Below are 15546 nucleotides of genomic sequence, written 5' to 3' on the forward strand. Positions count from 1 at the left end.
TCGATGACCGCGAACCGACTCTCGCGTTTCCTGGCGGCGGCCGTGGGCGGGCTGGCGCTCCTGCTCGCCGCCGTCCTGCCCGCGCCGGCCGGCGCCGCGACGCCGGCCGGGTGCCGCCTGGTCTCCGTCCCGGTGACCGTGGCCGCCCATCAGGTCACCCTCAGGGGGACCTTGTGCCGGCCGTCCGGTGCGGCCGTGGACACGGTCCAGCTCCTGGTCTCCGGCGTGACCTTCGACCAGACGTACTGGTTCACTCCGGGCGACCCGAGCGGCCGGCCGTACGCCCGGCACATGACCGACGCCGGATACGCCGTGCTCGCCCTGGACCGGCCGGGCAGCGGGCTGAGCGACCGCCCGCCGGCGCCGGACGTCACCCTCGACACCGAGGTCGAGGCGATCCACCAGGTGCTCGGCCGGCTGCGGGACGGCACGCTGGGCGGCCACGCGTACCGGCGGGTGATCGGCGTCGGGCACTCGTTCGGCGCGGGCGCGCTGGTCGCCGAAGCCGCCCGGCACGGCGACCTGGACGCGGTGGTGGCGACCGGCTTCGTCCACTCGGTCGGCCCCAGGCTGGACGAGCTCAACCAGGCGATCGTGCCCGCCGCCGACGACCCCGTGCTGCGGCTGACCCGGCCGCCGGCCGGTTATCTCACCACGAAGGCGGGCACCCGGGCCGGGCTGTTCCTCGACGCGTCCGGCAGCTCTCCCCTGATGCGGTCGGCCATCGAGCTGACGAAGACGACGATGACGACCGGCGAGCAGTCCACGCTCGCCGACGCGGGCGATCCCGCCATCTCCGGCGCCGTACGCGTGCCGGTGTTCCTGGCGGTCGGGGAGCACGACGACCTGTTCTGCAACGGCCCGTACCTCCAGTGCACCGACGCCGCCGCGGTGAAGACGTGGGAGAGCTGGTTCTACGCGCCCGAGACCGGGCCGGAGACGTACGTGCTCAGCGGCGCGGGACACGCGCTCAACCTGCACCGCAACGCCCCGGAGCTGTACGCGGCGATCATCCGCTGGCTGGGCGGCCTGGCCGGATAGCGATCCACCGGGCCTCGCGGGCGATCACAGGCGGCCTGTCCGCACCGGCGGGTGCGGACAGGCCGCCGCCCGCTCAGGACGCCATCGGCGTCGGACGCGGGCGGCCGGGGCGCAAAGGCCGCGGGCGCAAAGGCCGCGGGCGCTCGGGGTTACGGGCGCTCGGGGTTACGGGCGCTCGGGGTTACGGGCGCTCGGGGTTACGGGCGCTCGGGGTTACGGGCGCTCGGGGTTACGGGCGGCAGGAGACGGGGCCGTCGGGGTTGCGAGCGGTCAGGGGCGCCGGGCAGCGACCATCGACGTCCGCGCGTGGGGGCCGCCGTACCAGAACCGCCAGCCCAGGTCGTAGACCTCGACGTCCGCGGCACCGCACTCGCGCAGCACGGCGGCGTAGTCGCGGGCGTTCCGGAAGTCCGCCAGCCGGAGCCTGCCCCCGGGCTTGACCACCCGGAACGCCTCGCGGATCGCCGCCGCGCGCCCCTCGGCGTCGGGGATGTTGTGGACGGCCAGGCTGGACACCACCAGATCGAACGTCCTGTCCTTGAACGGCAGGTGGCGCATGTCGTCGGTGACCAGTTCGACCCGGTCGGCGACCTTCTCGGCGCGGGCGTTGCCCCACGCGGCGTCCTGGCTGTTGCCCGACTGGTCGCGGGTCCACAGGTCGAGGCCGACGGCCTTCCCCCGGGGCACCCGCGCCGCCGCCTTGAAGAGGACGAGGCCACGGCCGCAGCCCAGGTCGAGGACGCGTTCGTCACCCTTGAGCCCCAGCCGGTCCAGCTCGGCGTCCCAGACCCGGAACTTCCCTCGGAGCGTGGTGTGCGCGAACAGCGCCGCGCCCACGACCAGCATGACGCCGCCGAGCAGGAGCACCACCGCCGGGATCGGCCAGCCGATCCCGAAGAACACGGCGGCGACGGCCAGCTCCGCGACCCCGCCCGCGGCCAGACCGGCCAGCACCCCTGGAGCGTCCACACCATAGTTCGCACGGAGATCCACCACGGTTAGTTCTTACCGGTGTCAGACCCGCCGTGTACAGAGCGATCTTGACTTCTTTTTTGACGTTCTTTACCAGAGCGCGAGGGGCGCGGCGGTGTCTGGACTGAGGAACGAGTGGGCTGAGGGACGAAGCCCCGAGAGACGAGGGAAGACATCGCCTCAAGGCGCCCCGAGCCCGCGCGAGCGGAGCGAGCGCAAATAGACACGGGCGCGGCGGTGTCTGGACTGAGGAGCGAGCGGGGAGCGAGGGACGAGCGACTCCGAGCGACGAGGGAAGACATCGCCTGCGGGCGCCCCGAGCCGCCGAGCGAAGCGAGGCCAATACACACAGCGGCCTCTCGCCGGGCCGCGTGCGCGGCCCGGCGAGAGGCGGGTCCCCAGCCTCGGGAAACGATCCAGCGAACGATCCCGGGAGGTTGCCTCAGGAGGCTACGCTCACCCGCGCGGCGCCCTCTTCGGCGTCCTCCCTCGGGCCCTCTCCCTGGCCGTCCGCCCCGGCGCCGTCCGCCTCCGCGGCGGTCTCCGCGTCCTGGGCGGAGTCGGCCGCGGTCGCGTCCGCGTCGGGGTGCACCGCGATGAACTGCTCGATGATCTCGTCGGGGACCTTGCCCCGGACCGGGACCTCGATGCCCTGCTCCCGGGCCCATTCCCGGACGTCGGTGGCGGTGTAGCCGCGCAGCCGGGGCGAGACGTCGGTCGCCGCCTTCTTCGACCGGGACGCCTGCTTCACCTCGCGGGAGTTCTCCAGGACCGTCTCGATGAACGCGAGCGCCTCGCCGAGCCGCTGCTGGTTGGCCTCCGACAGGTCGATGGCGAAGGTCCGGTTCAGCAGCGGGAACTCCCGTCTCGCCACGTCTTCGCCCTCGGAGTGGTCGAGGTCGTCAACCAGAATCACCTTCTGCGCCACGTGCAGCCCTTTCCGGGTCGATCTCCGTCTGTCTTGGACCGTGGCATCCTACTGGTGCTTCACCGTTTCGATCATGTTATCGAGTCGCGTCGGTCGTGGCGCGGCCGTCCTGCTCACGCAGGGGCCATTCGTCGCCCCACACGACCTCGCGCGCGGCGCGGTACGTCTCCCCCTGCCGCTTGGACACCGTCAGGTCGGCGACCTGGCCCTCGTCGGTGCAGAGCCGCAGCATCACCAGGCCCTTGCGCTTCTGCGGATGGCGCAGGACCCGGCTCTCCGCGCGCGGCCGCCGTTCGGCCGACACCGCGATGTAGGAGAACTTCTCGTCCTCGAAGCTCAGCGTGCCGTCCTTGATCTGCCGGTGCAGCGAGCCCCGGTTGAGCCGCACGGAGAAGTGGCACCAGTCCTGGGCGCCGCGGATCGAGCACTCCCGGTCGTGCGGGCACGGCGCGACCACGTGCGCCCCCAGCTCGGTCAGCAGGTCCCGGGCCGCGATGATCCGCTCGTGGCCGGCGGGCGTTCCGGGCTCGACGATCACGAGGACCCGGGCGTCCTTCGCCAGGGAGCGGACCACGTCCTCCTGGGCGGCGGGCGACAGCTCCCCCAGCGCGTACGACATGGTGACCAGGTCGGCCGGAGGCTTGGGGACCGCGCGGTCGATGACGACCTGCTGCCAGCGGGCCTCGCGAACGGCGGCCGTCGGCGACCGCTTCGCCAGCCGCCGGCCGAAGCCGATGGCCGACGGCGACTGCTCCAGCACGGTGACCTGCCGGAGCGTCGGCCAGACGTCGCTCGCGGCCCAGATCGCACTTCCGGTGCCGCCGCCCACGTCCACGTGCGTCTCCGGCGCGAAGCCGGGCGCGAGCGCGGCGACGTTGCGCAGCGCCGTGCGCACGGCCGCGTACGTCGCGGGCATCCGGTACGCGGCGTACGCGGCCACCGCCGTCTCGGAGCCCAGCACGGGCGCGGCCCGGTCGAAGCCCTCCCGATACTGCGCGATGATGCTCTGCACCGAGCGCGTCAGTTCGGGTACGGCGAAGCGCCCGAGTGCCTCTTCCAGCACGTCTCTGAGGTCTTGGGGAGGGCCGGCCACGCGCACCATGATGCCCGCCGCCCGCTCCCGGTGTCGAAAACCCTTCGACGCGCCGCACGGCGGATTCGATACTCGGCCCCATGGACTTCTCGGTACGGATGGGCGAGCCCGCCGAGGCGGCGGACGTGTTGCGGGTCAAGAACGCCTCGTGGCAGGAGGCGTACCGGGGCGTGGTGCCCGACGACTTTCTCGACGGCCTCACCGTCACCCCGGGGGCGGTCGCGCACTGGCAGGGGATGATGGCCGATCCCGCGTGCGGCGTCGTCGTCGGCGAGGCCGCCGGGCGGATCGTCGGGCTCAGCGCGTACGGCCCGGCGCGGAACGGGATCCCCGGCGGGGAGGTGTACGCGATCTACACGCTGAAGGAGTGCTGGTCGAGCGGGCTCGGGCCGGACCTCATGGCGTTGTCGCTGGCCCGGTTGACGGAGTTGGGGCATGGCGAGGCCGGGCTCTGGGTGCTCGAGGCCAACCCGCGGGCGCGCCGCTTCTATGAGAAGTCCGGGTTCGCCCTTTCGGGACGCGCCCAGGCGGCGGAGATCTCCGGGGTCTCGTTGCCCGAGGTCCACTACCGCATGACGCTCACCCAGGGCTGAGGCCGCCTCGGCCGAGCACGGTCACGCCTGACCGCTCAGGCGGGTGATCTCATCCCGTACGGCACGGCTGAGCCCGCTCACGAGCCGGTCGGCGCGGCCGTCCGAGGTCGCCGACAGCAGCGCCACGACGACCGCGGGCGGCACGTATCCGAGCACCCGGCAGGCGCGGCGCACCGTCATCGCCTCCACCAGGCGGACCGCGGCGGGGACGACGCCGAGCGCACCGAGGACGGCGGCCGTCACACGGTCGTCGGTGTGCGCCAGGATGCTCGCGCTCCGGCTGGGCGGCATCGCGCCCACCACCTTGGCCGCGCGGTCCGGGCTCATGTGGTCGACCACGCGCGCGGCGCGCGGCGGCGGCAGCAACGCCAGCACCTCGGCCGCCGCGGCCGGGGCGCCGGCCATGCCGTCCATGAGGCGTCCCGCCGCCCTCGGATCCGTCGAGGCGAGCAGCTCGGCGGCTTCCTGCCGCGGCTGTTCGAGCAGCGGGCGGTCCCTTTCCCGACCGCCCTCCCGACCGTTCTTCCGAGCGTCGTCCCGGCCGTCCTTCCGAACGGTCTCCCGGCTCGCGTCCGAAGGGACCGCGTCCGGTTGGGAGCCCGGGCCGCCCGCGCCGTGACCGCTCGCAGCGCTTCTCTCCGGACCGCGTCCACCCGGGGCCTGACCGCCCCCGCGCCGTCCCTCCGGGCCGGGGCCGCCGGGAACGCGTCCCCCCGGAAGGTGACAGATCGGGCCGCGTACGACCGGGGGGCGGGACACGGAAGTGAGGATCCCGTCCAGCCGCCGTCCGAGCTCGGACGCGCCCATCCGCCCGGCGGGGTCGGTGACGAGCAGGCCGGCGATCGCGTCGGCGAGCGGACCCGGTCGCCGGAAGCGCGGCAGTCGCCCGGCGGCGACCGCCCGCACGCTTTCGAGCGGCCTGTCACGCAGGAACGGTGAGTACCCCTCCAGCGCGCAGAACAACGTCACCCCGAGCGACCACAGGTCCGACGCCGGCCCCGCGGCGTGCCCGTCGATCCGCTCCGGCGCCATGAACTCGACCGTTCCGAGCAGCATGTTGGTCGAGGTGAGGCCGCGCTCCCCCGAGATCCGCGCGATGCCGAAATCGACCAGGAAGACCCGGTCGCCGGGATCGACGATGATGTTGGCCGGTTTGACGTCCCGGTGCAGCACCTGCGCTTGGTGCACGGCGGCCAGTCCGGCCAGCACGTCGCGCCCCACCCGGGCGATCTCCTGCTCGGAGAGGGGCTGCCGCTCGATCCGTCGGTCCAGCGACGTGCCCTCGATGTACGCCATGACGATCCACGGCGATCCGTCGTCCATGAAGGCGTCGTAGATGTCGACGACCGCCGGATGGCTGATCCGCGCGGCGGCGCGCGCCTCGCGCAGCGCCCTCTCCCGGCGTACGGCCATGTCCTCGCCGTACGCCGCCAGCACGACCTCCTTGAGCGCGACGGATCGCCGCAGCGTACGGTCCCAGGCGAGCCACACGGTGCCCATGCCGCCCCTGCCGAGCCGCGACCTCAGCTCGTACCGGCCGCGCACGATTCGTGCCGTCACCGGTGCGCCTCAGTCCTCGTCGGGAAGCAGCTCGACCCCGCCCGAGCGCTCCGCGCCCGGCCCCGGCATGCGGAGGGTACGGGTGTCCGCCATGCCGCGCAGGGCCTCGTCCTCCAGCGAGCCGTACGCGTAGCCGGAGTCGTCCGTGTCGGCCCGGGTGCCGTTCGGTCCCTCGGGCGGCCGCGCCTCCTCCCCGAAGCGGGCCGTGGGCCGGCGCGGCTCGTCCTCGCGCGGCGACCAGATGCGCCAGACGCTGTCCGACCCGCCGGGCTCGGCGGCCCGGGCCCGGAACGTCGAGCGGACGCCGAACTCGTCCCGCATGCCGTCCAGATCCCGGCGCTCGGCGAGCGCGAGCGCCTTCTCGTAGATGCCGGGCCGCTGCATGAGCTTCACCGCGACCGGCAGGCACTCGATGAGCAGGAACAACGCGAACAGCAGCAGCCGGGCCATGCTGAGGGTGAGGTCCTTGCCGGTGAGCTCGTTGAGCGCCCGGAGCCGGGTGAGCAGGCCGTCGGTGGCCAGGTTGTCCTCGTCGAAGGACCGCTGCATCCGGCCCTGCTGCTCGACCGCGGCGTCGAGCTGGCGCTGGACCTTGGGCAGGGCCTCCTTGGCGGCGACCAGCCGTGTCTCCTTGGCCTGCTCCCCGGACGAGTTCAGCTCGCGCTTTCGATCCTCTATCTGCCGGGCGAGCAGGTCGATGCGCTTTTTGTCCTTTTCGTACGCTTGTTGGCTCTCCTGAGCGAGCGGGCCATTGCCCTTTTTGGGGCAGTTTGCTCCACCATAGAGCTGACACTGCCACTCTTTGTAGTGTTTGTCCGCTTGCTTCTGCTCATCGGCGCGCTGGGCGGACAGCGCCTTTATCTTCGAGTCCTGTTCTATGTCAAGAGGAACGTCGCCACCGGAGGAAATCACCCGCTGCAGGTCGGCGACCTCCTTGCGGAGCTGGTCGACACCCTTCCCCACCTCACCCTGCACCTGCTGCTTGGCGAAGTCGTCGGCGCGCCGCTGCTTCATCTCGACGATCTGCGTGTCGATCTCGGCCTTGAAAACCTGCAGCACCAGAGGAGTGGAGATCACCAGGCCGAGCACGACGGCGATGACGATCCGCGGCGCGGCCAGCGCCCAGCGGTTCGGCGCGTCCGCCCTGATGGTGGAGACGAGCCACCGGTCGAGGCTGAGGATCGCCAGGCCCCACAGCAGCGCGGCCGCGACAGCGAGGACGATGTTGACGCCGAGCGCGCTGCTCAGGGCGAACGTCATGGAGACGACGGCGAGCACGCTCGTGGTGAGCACGGCGCCACCGATGCCCTCGAACTTGCCGCGTTCGGTCGGGCACGTCCGGAGGACCTCGGGGCGCGCTCCCGACAGCGCGATCAGAACCGCGGACAGCCCGGCCAGGAAACGTCTCATGCTCCTCCTCGGGAATGGGAGTCTCACCACATCCGCAACGATCGGGCCGCCGCCGGTTCGCCCGGAGGGGTTATCATAGGCGCCCAATATCACATTTCCGGATACCCAATAGGAATTCGCCGAGGAAGTTCCACGACACCTCACCCGCTTAACGCAGCATAACGTTAAATGCGCTAAGTAATCTGGATATCGGGGACGCAGCGCCGCTAATACGACATACCTATGGAGGACTCCTCGTGCCGGAGCCCGACAGGGATCTGAGCAGGAAGGCGATCGCCCAGGCTCTGGCCGACCTCGCCGACACCGGCCACCTCACCCTGGTGGTGGTCGCCGCCGACGGCGTCACCGCGTTCCTGCTCCACCGGGATGACAACGGGTGCCCCCGCGGCCGGAGCTGGTCGGCGACCTGGGCGGACCTCGTGGGCGAACGCGGTTGGGACGCCGATCCGGCCGGAACCCGGGAGGCCGTGGTGCGTGCGTCCCGGGCCCCTTCGTCCTCCGGCGAGGTGATCCTGGTGGCCGTCTCCTCCGGCGATCCGAAGGCCGAGCAGGCCCTCGACTGGCTGCGCGCGGCGCATCCCGCCGCCCAGGTGCTGCGAGCCGAGCCCCCGATCGCCGCGCTCGTCCGGGAGGTCATGGCGGACGATCCGCTGACCCGGTCGTACGAGCTGGTGGTCGTCCTCGCCGACCCGGGCAGCGGACGGCCTCGGCTGACCAGCAGGCAACTCTTCCCCCTCGGCTCCCGCCCGGGGGCCCGGACCAGGGTCGCCGTCCGCTGCGAAGCCGCCGGCCCCTACGGCACCGCGTTCGCCGTGGTCACCTGGCAGGGTCCCGCGCCGCGACTGCTGTCCGTCCAGTCCGCCCCGCTCGTGCCCGGCCGCTACGAGGTGACCGCCGAGCTGGTACGGCCCGGCCGGGTGAGGTTCACCGGCCTGCCCGAGCTCTCACCCGACCCCAGAGACTGGGACCAGCTCGTCTCCGCGCTCCCGGACCGGCTGCCGGGGGGCGTCGGCCCCGCGCACCTCGTCTGCGCGGTGGAGGTCTGCGGAGCGGACGACCAGGTCGCGGAACGGCTGAGCCGGGCCCGCCAGGTGATCAGCTTCGCCTCCGGCGAGCTCGGCGACCTGCTCCGGGTCTCCCTCCTCGCCTACGGGGCGCACTCGTACGACCCGTCGGCGCCGGAGCTCCCGGTGCGCGTCGCGGCCTGGAAGACCGACGCGGGCGAGGCCCTCGACGCGCTCGACGCGCTGGAGGAGCGGGGAGCGGTGGCCGGGGGATACCCGTACCACCCCCACGCGGCGCAGCTCGAAGACATGCTCGCGGTGGTCGTCGAGCGGCTCGACTGGGCGGATCCGACGCCCGCCGTCGTCCTCACGGTCGGGGGCCGCCCGCCGCATCCGGCGCGTACCGACCCATCCAGGCTCCTGCCCTGCCCCCACCGGCACGACTGGCGGAAACTCCTCGCCCTCCTGCGAAAGCGGCAGGGCACGGTCCTGGGCGCGATCTGCGACCAGGCCGCCGACCAGGCGCACCAGGCGTGGCACGGGATCGGCGCGGCTGCCCTGGCCCCCCTGGAGGCGGTGGACGTGCGCGGGCTGGCCGCCGCTCTCGGCCTGGTCACCCCCTCTCCCGTCCATCTCCCGTTCCCCCTGCTCGACGAGACGGAGTGACAGAGCGCATGCAGCCCGAACCGAGCCGGGGGCGTCCCGATCACAACATCTCCATGTGGGGCGCCCCCGGCAGTGGCAAGACCACTCTGCTGGCGGCGTTGTTCATCGCCCTGACCAGGAGGAACGACGACTGGAAGATCGTCGGGTCCGACCCGGCGTCGTCGGACTACCTGATCGACAGAACCAACGCCCTCTCGCGGGGCAAGGTGTTCCCCGAGGCGAGCATGACCCTGGAGCGCTATCACTGGACGCTGATCGGCCCCGCTCCGCAGAAGACCGGTTTCTGGGGCAGGAAGGCCAAACCCGGACCGCCGGCCCGGATCGGCCTCAGCATGATCGACGCTCCCGGAGGGTTGTTCGGCACGGGCCGGCGCCCGGCGGGCGGCGTGAGCGCTCCGGACGGCGCGGGCGACCCGCGCCGGCAGGAACTGCTCGACAACCTTGAGCGGAGCCGGGGCATCGTCTTCCTCTTCGACCCGATCAGGGAGTTCACCTTCGGGGACGCCTTCGACCACATGCACGCCCCGCTCACCCGGCTCGCGGAGCGGATGCTCGCCTCCGGGGAGTTCACCGACGGGAAGCTGCCGCACCACATCGCCGTGTGCGTCACCAAGTTCGACGACCCCCGGGTGCTGGAGACGGCCGAGAAGCGGCGGCTGCTCACGGTGGACCTCGACGATCCGTACCGGCTGCCCCGGGTGGACAGCGAGGACGCGCGGGAGCTGTTCCGCGAGCTGTGCCAGGTGTCGGCCAGCGGCAACGCCGACATGGTGCTCAACGCGCTCGACCAGTTCTTCCACCCGGATCGGATCCGGTTCTTCGCCACGTCCTCGATCGGCTTCTACGTGGACCGGCGTACCAAGCGCTTCGACTGGGACGACTTCCAGAACATGGTCCCCGGGGAGGCGGACGAGGACTCCCGCATCCGGGGGCAGTTGCATCCGATCAACGTGGTGGAGCCGATGCTGTGGCTGGGGCAGCGGCTCGCCGCGATCCGGCCGGCGACGGAGATCTCGTGACCCGGCGCGAGATCGGCTTCGAGTGGGCGCTGGAGGGGAAGCGGCCCGGCGCCCACGACGACTACGAGCTGCTCTCCTGGAGCGACGACCGCCTCGGGCCCGAGGTCTTCGAGGAGATCAGGAGCAGGTACGCCACGGGTCTGTCGGCGGATCTGCCCCAGGTGACGATCGCGGTCGCGGCGACCAGGGAACGCGAGCGGGTGTCGCGCCACATCGTGCTCGCGATCCAGGAGTGGTCCGGGCACCGGGACGCCACCAACCGCAAGATCGTCTATACCCGATGGTTCTACGTCCCGTACCACGAGCTGGCCGCCCACCCGGTGTCCTACGAGGCGCTCTACCACGCCCTCGCGGGCCTTCCGGTGACCCCGTCCCCTCCCCTGGCCGTTCAGGTGCCGGAGTTCGACCCCGCGGCCGTCGCCCCCGGGCCGGACGCGCGGTGCGCCGCCGCGCTGTTGCTGACCGGGCGGCCTGTCTGCGTCGTGGGCGCGGACGGCGTCCCCATGATCGAGCGGTTGCGCTTCCTGGACACCGTCGCCGCGCTCCTGCCGTACGGCATGCGGGCACGGCTGACCGCGGCGACCTGGACCAGCAGCACGGCCCGGCACAAGATCAGGCTCTCCTTCGCGCGGCACGCGCCGGAGGACGCCTACGAGGTGCGCTGGGGGTACGGCGCGGAGATCACCCAGCGGGACACCCCGGCCCCCCTGTGCCTGGACCTGCTGACCCGGTCCGACGTCCGGCTCGCGGACATGCTCCGGGGGCTGGCCGGGCGGACCGAGCCGCTGTCGTTCGGCCCCGCCGACCGTCCGGTCGCCGTACGGCTGCTCGAACACTCCGGCTATCCCGAGCTGCTGTCCGGCTCCGCGGACGAAGCGGAGCGGGAGCCCCAAGAGACGGAGGACCCCCGGGACGGCGGTGGACCGGACGATCCGGCGGGGCGGGGCACGGTGGCACCCGCCTCCGGCGCGCCCGATCTGCCGGGACGCGAGCCGGCTCCGGAGCGGAACGGCGGTGACGTCGGGCCGGCCGGAGCGTCCCCACCCGCCGGGAACGCGCGGCGGCCGACCCTGCCACGGAGCGTGTTGAGCCGGCTGGGCCGCGGCCGCGGCAGGGCGCCCGCACCCGGCGCGCCGCCCGGGGACACCGCCGCGCCCACCACGCCCTACCGGCGGACGGCGGACGAGGGGCCGGCGCCGGGCGCCGTGCCGCTCTCGATGCAGGCCGCGCTCGGCGGGCTGGAACAGGCCGGTCACGGGAAGCGGGCCCGGTCCGGCCGAGGTCCGCACGCCAAGGTCACGGTGACGGTGGCCTTCGCGACGCTGGGCATCACCTTGATCGGTCTCGGCGTGGTCATGCTGGTGCGCTCTTCCGGGGGCGATCCCCCTACCGGCCCGGACATCGCCGGGGCGCAGCCGGGCACCGTCGTCATCCAGGCGGCGGACCGGCCGGAGGACGCGTTCGCGACGAACGTGGTGGCCGAGGTCGTCCGGCGCTCGGGCTATCGGTTCGAGATCCGGCGGAGCGACACCCCCACCGCCGCCGCGCCCGTCGAGAAGCCGACCGTGGTCCTCGTCGAGGGCCCGGCCTCCGCGCTCGCGGGAGAACCGCCGGCGGCGCGGGGGTTCGTCCAGGTCGGCTCCATCCCGGTGCCGACCCCGGACGTCCTGGTCTACGACATCGGGCTGATCACGCCGGAGAAGTTGCGCGCGGCCTTCCAGGGGCAGGACAAGGACGTCCGTGTCTCGCTGCCGGACACCGCCCCGGGGGAGCTGGCGGAGGCCCTGAAGCGGCGCTCTCCCTCGCTGCGACTGGAATCCGTCTCAGGGCGGGACCCGCTGCGCGCCCTTCGGGACAAGGCGGTGCAGGCCGCCGTCGTTCCCCGCTCCGCCGCCGGCGACGGCGGCTACGCGCGCTTGGACGGGCCTGACGGGCTGCCGGGCCGTACGCTGCTCGTCCTTTGCAACGAGGCCGCCCTCGATGTGCTCCACGACGCGCTGGGCAAGGTCGCCGGGGCCATCGACCCGGGCGTTCTGGCATCGGCGGAGTTCGACTGGCCCGGGAAGGCGGCCGCCCGCGTGGTCGGCGCGGTCTTGCCGCCGGGCCGTCCGTCCGTCGTCTCGCGGGACGGTGAGCAGGAGAGCGACCAGGGGCAGGGCTCGTTCTGGCTCGCCCTTGTCCTGATCTCCGCCGGAGGCGCGGCCGGTTTCCTGGCCTTCATCGTGGCGATACGCGGTCCCTCCCGCTTCGAGTCGCGCCCGTAGCCGGAGCGCCGCGCTTCATCGGGTCGTGTTCCCAGAGCGCCGACGCGCCGGTTCTTGCCAATCTGCCCACCTCCGCGACGCGAACCGACCCGGAAACTGCCGATCTGGCAGTGAATCGGGCCGCCTGTTGCCCGGTCTGACCCGGCAAACCACACTACGCGTGCATAAACGACAGCCGTGGAGGTTGCGATGGCACGCCAGCATTCCCACCCGTTCATCCCGTACCGCCCGCAGCGGTACGACGAGCAGGAGACGATCGCCCGAGGACGGGCGTTCTACGAGCACCTCGACCGGCGCAGGAGCGTGCGCTTCTTCAGCGACGAGCCGGTGCCGCGTGAGTGCGTGGAACTCGCGGTGCGCGCCGCGAACACCGCGCCGTCGGGCGCCCACCAGCAGCCGTGGAAGTTCGTGCTGGTCGGCGACGCGGCGACCAAGAAGCGCATCAGGGAGGCCGCCGAGATCGAGGAACGGCAGAACTACGAGGGCGGCCGGCTCACCCCGGAGTGGCGGGAGGCGCTGGCCCCGCTGGAGACGACCTCGGACAAGGGCTATCTGGAGGTGGCGCCCTGGCTGGTCGTCTGCTTCGCCGAGAAGTACGGCGTGCGGCCTGACGGCACCCGGGTCAAGCACTACTACGTCAACGAGAGCGTCGGCATCGCGTGCGGCCTGTTCATCGCGGCGCTGCACGAGATGGGCCTGTCCACGCTCACCCACACGCCGAACCCGATGGCGTTCCTCAGCGAGATCTGCGCGCGGCCGGCGAACGAGCGGCCGTACATCCTCTTCCCGGTCGGGTACGCGGCGGCCGACGCGGAGGTGCCCGACCTGACGCGCAAGCCCGACGCGCTGGTGGAGTTCACCCCGAGCTGACCGCCGCCGCCCCTATCGGCGTCGGCCCGGCTTTTGGGCCTTGTAACGGCGGGATGTCAAAGCTACGATCGCCACAACTCTTAGGAAACTTTCTTAAAAGATTCACTGACACCTCCCACCCCCCCGATCCCCCTTCACCTGGCCTGACGAGACCGGTGGAGCCGCCGCCGTCCTCAGGCCGGTCACGCGGCCGCGGCGCACTCTCCCGCCCGGCCGCCGCCCCGTACGGCTCGCGTCCGCCACCTCCTCGGACGCGAGCCGTACGGCACCCCCCACTCCGACCCGAGGTGAACATGAAGTTACGCGCCACCCTGGTCGCCCTGGCGACCCTCTTCCTGAGCCTCGTCGCGCTGCCCGCCCAGGCCGCGTCGGTCACCGCCACCTTCACCAAGACCCAGGACTGGGGCTCCGGGTTCGAGGGCCGGGTGACCGTGACCAACGGGACGTCCTCACCCGTGAACTGGTCCGTCCAGTTCGACCTGCCGTCCGGGTTCTCCATCCCGTCCGCGTGGGACGCGACCATGGCCCGCAGCGGCCAGCACTACACCTTCACCCCGCCCTCCTGGGCCGGGGCGCTCGCCGCCGGGGCCAGCCAGAGCTTCGGCTTCAACGGCACGCCCGGCAACTTCCCCGGCATCTCCGGGTGCACGGTGAACGGCGCCGCCTGCGGCGGATCGGACGTCCAGGTCCCCGGCAAGCCGGGCGCGGCGACCGTCACGGGCGCGACCGACGGGTCGATCTCCCTGAGCTGGGGCGCGGCCGGCGGCACCGTGACCGGCTACCGCGTCTACGAGGGCGGCACGCAGGTCGCCCAGGTGACCGGGACCACCGCCACGATCACCGGCCTGGCCGCCTGCACATCGCACACCTACACGGTCAAGGCGTACAACTCGGCGGGCGAGTCGGCGGCCGGCGACCCGGTCTCGGGCTCGACGACCGGCTGCTCCAGCGGCGTGCCGGGCAAGGTGGGGACGGTCACCGCCGGGCAGATCGGCGACACCGGCCTCACCCTGAGCTGGCCGGCCGCGACCGGCACGGTCTCCGGCTACCGGATCCGCACCGGCGGCACGGTGGCGGCCACCGTCACCGGCACCTCACACGCGATCACCGGCCTGACCGCCTGCACGCCCTACACCTACACGGTCGCGGCGTACAACTCGGTCGGCGAGGGCCCGGCGAGCGACCCGGTCACCGCCACCACGACCGGGTGCCCGATCGGCCCGCTGCCCAAGCACTTCCTCACCGGGTACTGGCACAACTTCGACAACAAAGCGGCCAAGCTGCTGAAGCTGTCGGCCGTGCCGGACGAGTACGACCTGATCGCGGTGGCCTTCGGCGAGGCGACCTCCACCGCCGGTGAGGTGAGCTTCACCGTGGGCGCCGACCTGGCGGCCGGGCTCGGCGGCTACACCGACGCGCAGTTCAAGGCGGACGTGCAGTCCCTGCACAACCGGGGCAAGAAGGTCATCCTCTCCGTCGGCGGTGAGAAGGGCCGGATCCAGGTCGGCAGCACCGCCGCCGCGACCAAGTTCGCCGACTCGGTGTACGCGCTGATGCAGAGCTACGGCTTCGACGGCGTGGACATCGACCTGGAGAACGGCCTCAACTCCACCTACATGGCCCAGGCGCTGCGCTCCCTGCAGGCCAAGGCCGGCGCGGGGCTGATCATCACGATGGCACCGCAGACCATCGACATGCAGTCGACCGGGATGGAGTACTTCAAGCTCGCGCTGAACATCAAGGACATCCTCACCGTCGTCCACACGCAGTACTACAACTCCGGCTCCATGCTCGGCTGCGACCAGTCCGCCGCGTACTCGCAGGGGACGGTCAACTTCATGACCGCGCTGGCCTGCATCCAGCTCGAGAAGGGCCTGCGCCCCGACCAGGTCGCGCTCGGCCTGCCCGCCGGGCCCGGTGCGGCCAGGGGCGGCGTCGTGTCCCCCTCCCTGGTCAACCAGGCCCTCACCTGCCTGGCGACCCGTACCAGCTGCGGGACCTTCGTGCCGCCGCGCGCCTACCCCGAGATCAGGGGCGCGATGACCTGGTCGATCAACTGGGACGCCAGCAACAACTGGAACTTCTCCAAGATTGTCAAGCCTCACCTCGCCACCCTCCCTTAACCC

12 protein-coding genes are annotated in these 15546 nt (G+C 72.2%); 7 read left to right on the plus strand and 5 right to left on the minus strand.

The window, feature by feature from the left end; all coding sequences use genetic code 11:
* Nucleotides 1-3: 3 nt before the first annotated feature.
* Nucleotides 4-1041, plus strand: a complete 1038-nt coding sequence (locus AWQ68_RS24820) for an alpha/beta hydrolase (RefSeq protein WP_066944199.1) — start codon at nucleotides 4-6, stop codon at nucleotides 1039-1041.
* Between the two features lie 270 nt (nucleotides 1042-1311).
* On the opposite strand, the gene AWQ68_RS24825 is transcribed toward AWQ68_RS24820, so the two are convergent.
* The 3 genes from AWQ68_RS24825 to AWQ68_RS24835 all read right to left on the minus strand — a co-directional run bounded on the left by AWQ68_RS24825 (nucleotide 1312) and on the right by AWQ68_RS24835 (nucleotide 4034).
* A complete protein-coding gene (locus tag AWQ68_RS24825; RefSeq protein WP_066944201.1) occupies nucleotides 1312-2037 on the minus strand; it encodes a class I SAM-dependent methyltransferase in 726 nt (241 codons plus the stop codon).
* 418 nt (nucleotides 2038-2455) lie between these two features.
* On the minus strand, nucleotides 2456-2929 hold the full coding sequence (locus tag AWQ68_RS24830) for an Lsr2 dimerization domain-containing protein (protein WP_245656073.1): 474 nt from the start codon (nucleotides 2927-2929) through the stop codon (nucleotides 2456-2458).
* A gap of 88 nt (nucleotides 2930-3017) precedes the next feature.
* A complete protein-coding gene (locus AWQ68_RS24835) occupies nucleotides 3018-4034 on the minus strand; it encodes a small ribosomal subunit Rsm22 family protein (RefSeq protein WP_218007012.1) in 1017 nt (338 codons plus the stop codon).
* Nucleotides 4035-4114: 80 nt separating this feature from the next.
* On the opposite strand from AWQ68_RS24835, the gene AWQ68_RS24840 reads away from it, so the two are divergent.
* The gene (locus tag AWQ68_RS24840; protein WP_084464366.1) at nucleotides 4115-4627 is read left to right on the plus strand and encodes a GNAT family N-acetyltransferase; all 513 of its coding nucleotides are present in this window, start codon (nucleotides 4115-4117) and stop codon (nucleotides 4625-4627) included.
* A 21-nt stretch (nucleotides 4628-4648) separates the two neighbouring features.
* Here the strand turns inward: AWQ68_RS24840 and AWQ68_RS24845 are convergent, their stop codons facing one another.
* Together AWQ68_RS24845 and AWQ68_RS24850 are read right to left on the minus strand one after the other, a co-directional pair.
* Nucleotides 4649-6187 (minus strand): protein kinase domain-containing protein, encoded by a 1539-nt coding sequence (locus tag AWQ68_RS24845; protein ID WP_157545672.1) that lies wholly within the window; start codon nucleotides 6185-6187, stop codon nucleotides 4649-4651.
* A gap of 9 nt (nucleotides 6188-6196) precedes the next feature.
* Complete coding sequence (locus AWQ68_RS24850) at nucleotides 6197-7597, minus strand: DUF4407 domain-containing protein (RefSeq protein WP_066944209.1); 1401 nt, start codon at nucleotides 7595-7597, stop codon at nucleotides 6197-6199.
* Nucleotides 7598-7833: 236 nt separating this feature from the next.
* Here AWQ68_RS24850 and AWQ68_RS24855 point away from each other — a divergent pair, with 236 nt between their 5' ends.
* From AWQ68_RS24855 to AWQ68_RS42705, 5 genes are all read left to right on the plus strand, one after another.
* Nucleotides 7834-9267, plus strand: a complete 1434-nt coding sequence (locus tag AWQ68_RS24855) for a hypothetical protein (protein WP_066944211.1) — start codon at nucleotides 7834-7836, stop codon at nucleotides 9265-9267.
* An 8-nt stretch (nucleotides 9268-9275) separates the two neighbouring features.
* Entirely contained in the window at nucleotides 9276-10286 is a 1011-nt protein-coding gene (locus tag AWQ68_RS24860) for a DEAD/DEAH box helicase family protein (RefSeq protein WP_066944213.1), read from the plus strand.
* Nucleotides 10283-12550, plus strand: coding sequence for a hypothetical protein (locus AWQ68_RS24865; protein WP_066944215.1), 2268 nt, complete (start codon nucleotides 10283-10285; stop codon nucleotides 12548-12550). Before AWQ68_RS24860 ends, AWQ68_RS24865 begins: the two co-directional genes overlap by 4 nt.
* Before the next feature lie 189 nt (nucleotides 12551-12739).
* On the plus strand, nucleotides 12740-13420 hold the full coding sequence (locus AWQ68_RS24870) for a nitroreductase family protein (protein ID WP_066944217.1): 681 nt from the start codon (nucleotides 12740-12742) through the stop codon (nucleotides 13418-13420).
* A 293-nt stretch (nucleotides 13421-13713) separates the two neighbouring features.
* Nucleotides 13714-15543: a cellulose binding domain-containing protein gene (locus tag AWQ68_RS42705; RefSeq protein ID WP_066944219.1), complete on the plus strand. Its 1830-nt coding sequence runs from the start codon at nucleotides 13714-13716 to the stop codon at nucleotides 15541-15543.
* Nucleotides 15544-15546: the final 3 nt, after the last annotated feature.

Source organism: Microtetraspora fusca, assembly GCF_001570365.1.
Classification (GTDB): domain Bacteria; phylum Actinomycetota; class Actinomycetes; order Streptosporangiales; family Streptosporangiaceae; genus Microtetraspora; species Microtetraspora fusca.

Excerpts from the sequence above, each read along its gene's own strand:
- AWQ68_RS24820 (WP_066944199.1), top strand. The coding sequence starts at position 4 with ATGACCGCGAACCGACTCTCGCGTTTCCTGGCGGCGGCCGTGGGCGGG.
- AWQ68_RS24850 (WP_066944209.1), bottom strand. The coding sequence starts at position 7,597 with ATGAGACGTTTCCTGGCCGGGCTGTCCGCGGTTCTGATCGCGCTGTCG.
- AWQ68_RS42705 (WP_066944219.1), top strand. The coding sequence starts at position 13,714 with ATGAAGTTACGCGCCACCCTGGTCGCCCTGGCGACCCTCTTCCTGAGC.
- AWQ68_RS24870 (WP_066944217.1), top strand. The coding sequence starts at position 12,740 with ATGGCACGCCAGCATTCCCACCCGTTCATCCCGTACCGCCCGCAGCGG.
- AWQ68_RS24860 (WP_066944213.1), top strand. The coding sequence starts at position 9,276 with ATGCAGCCCGAACCGAGCCGGGGGCGTCCCGATCACAACATCTCCATG.
- AWQ68_RS24840 (WP_084464366.1), top strand. The coding sequence starts at position 4,115 with ATGGACTTCTCGGTACGGATGGGCGAGCCCGCCGAGGCGGCGGACGTG.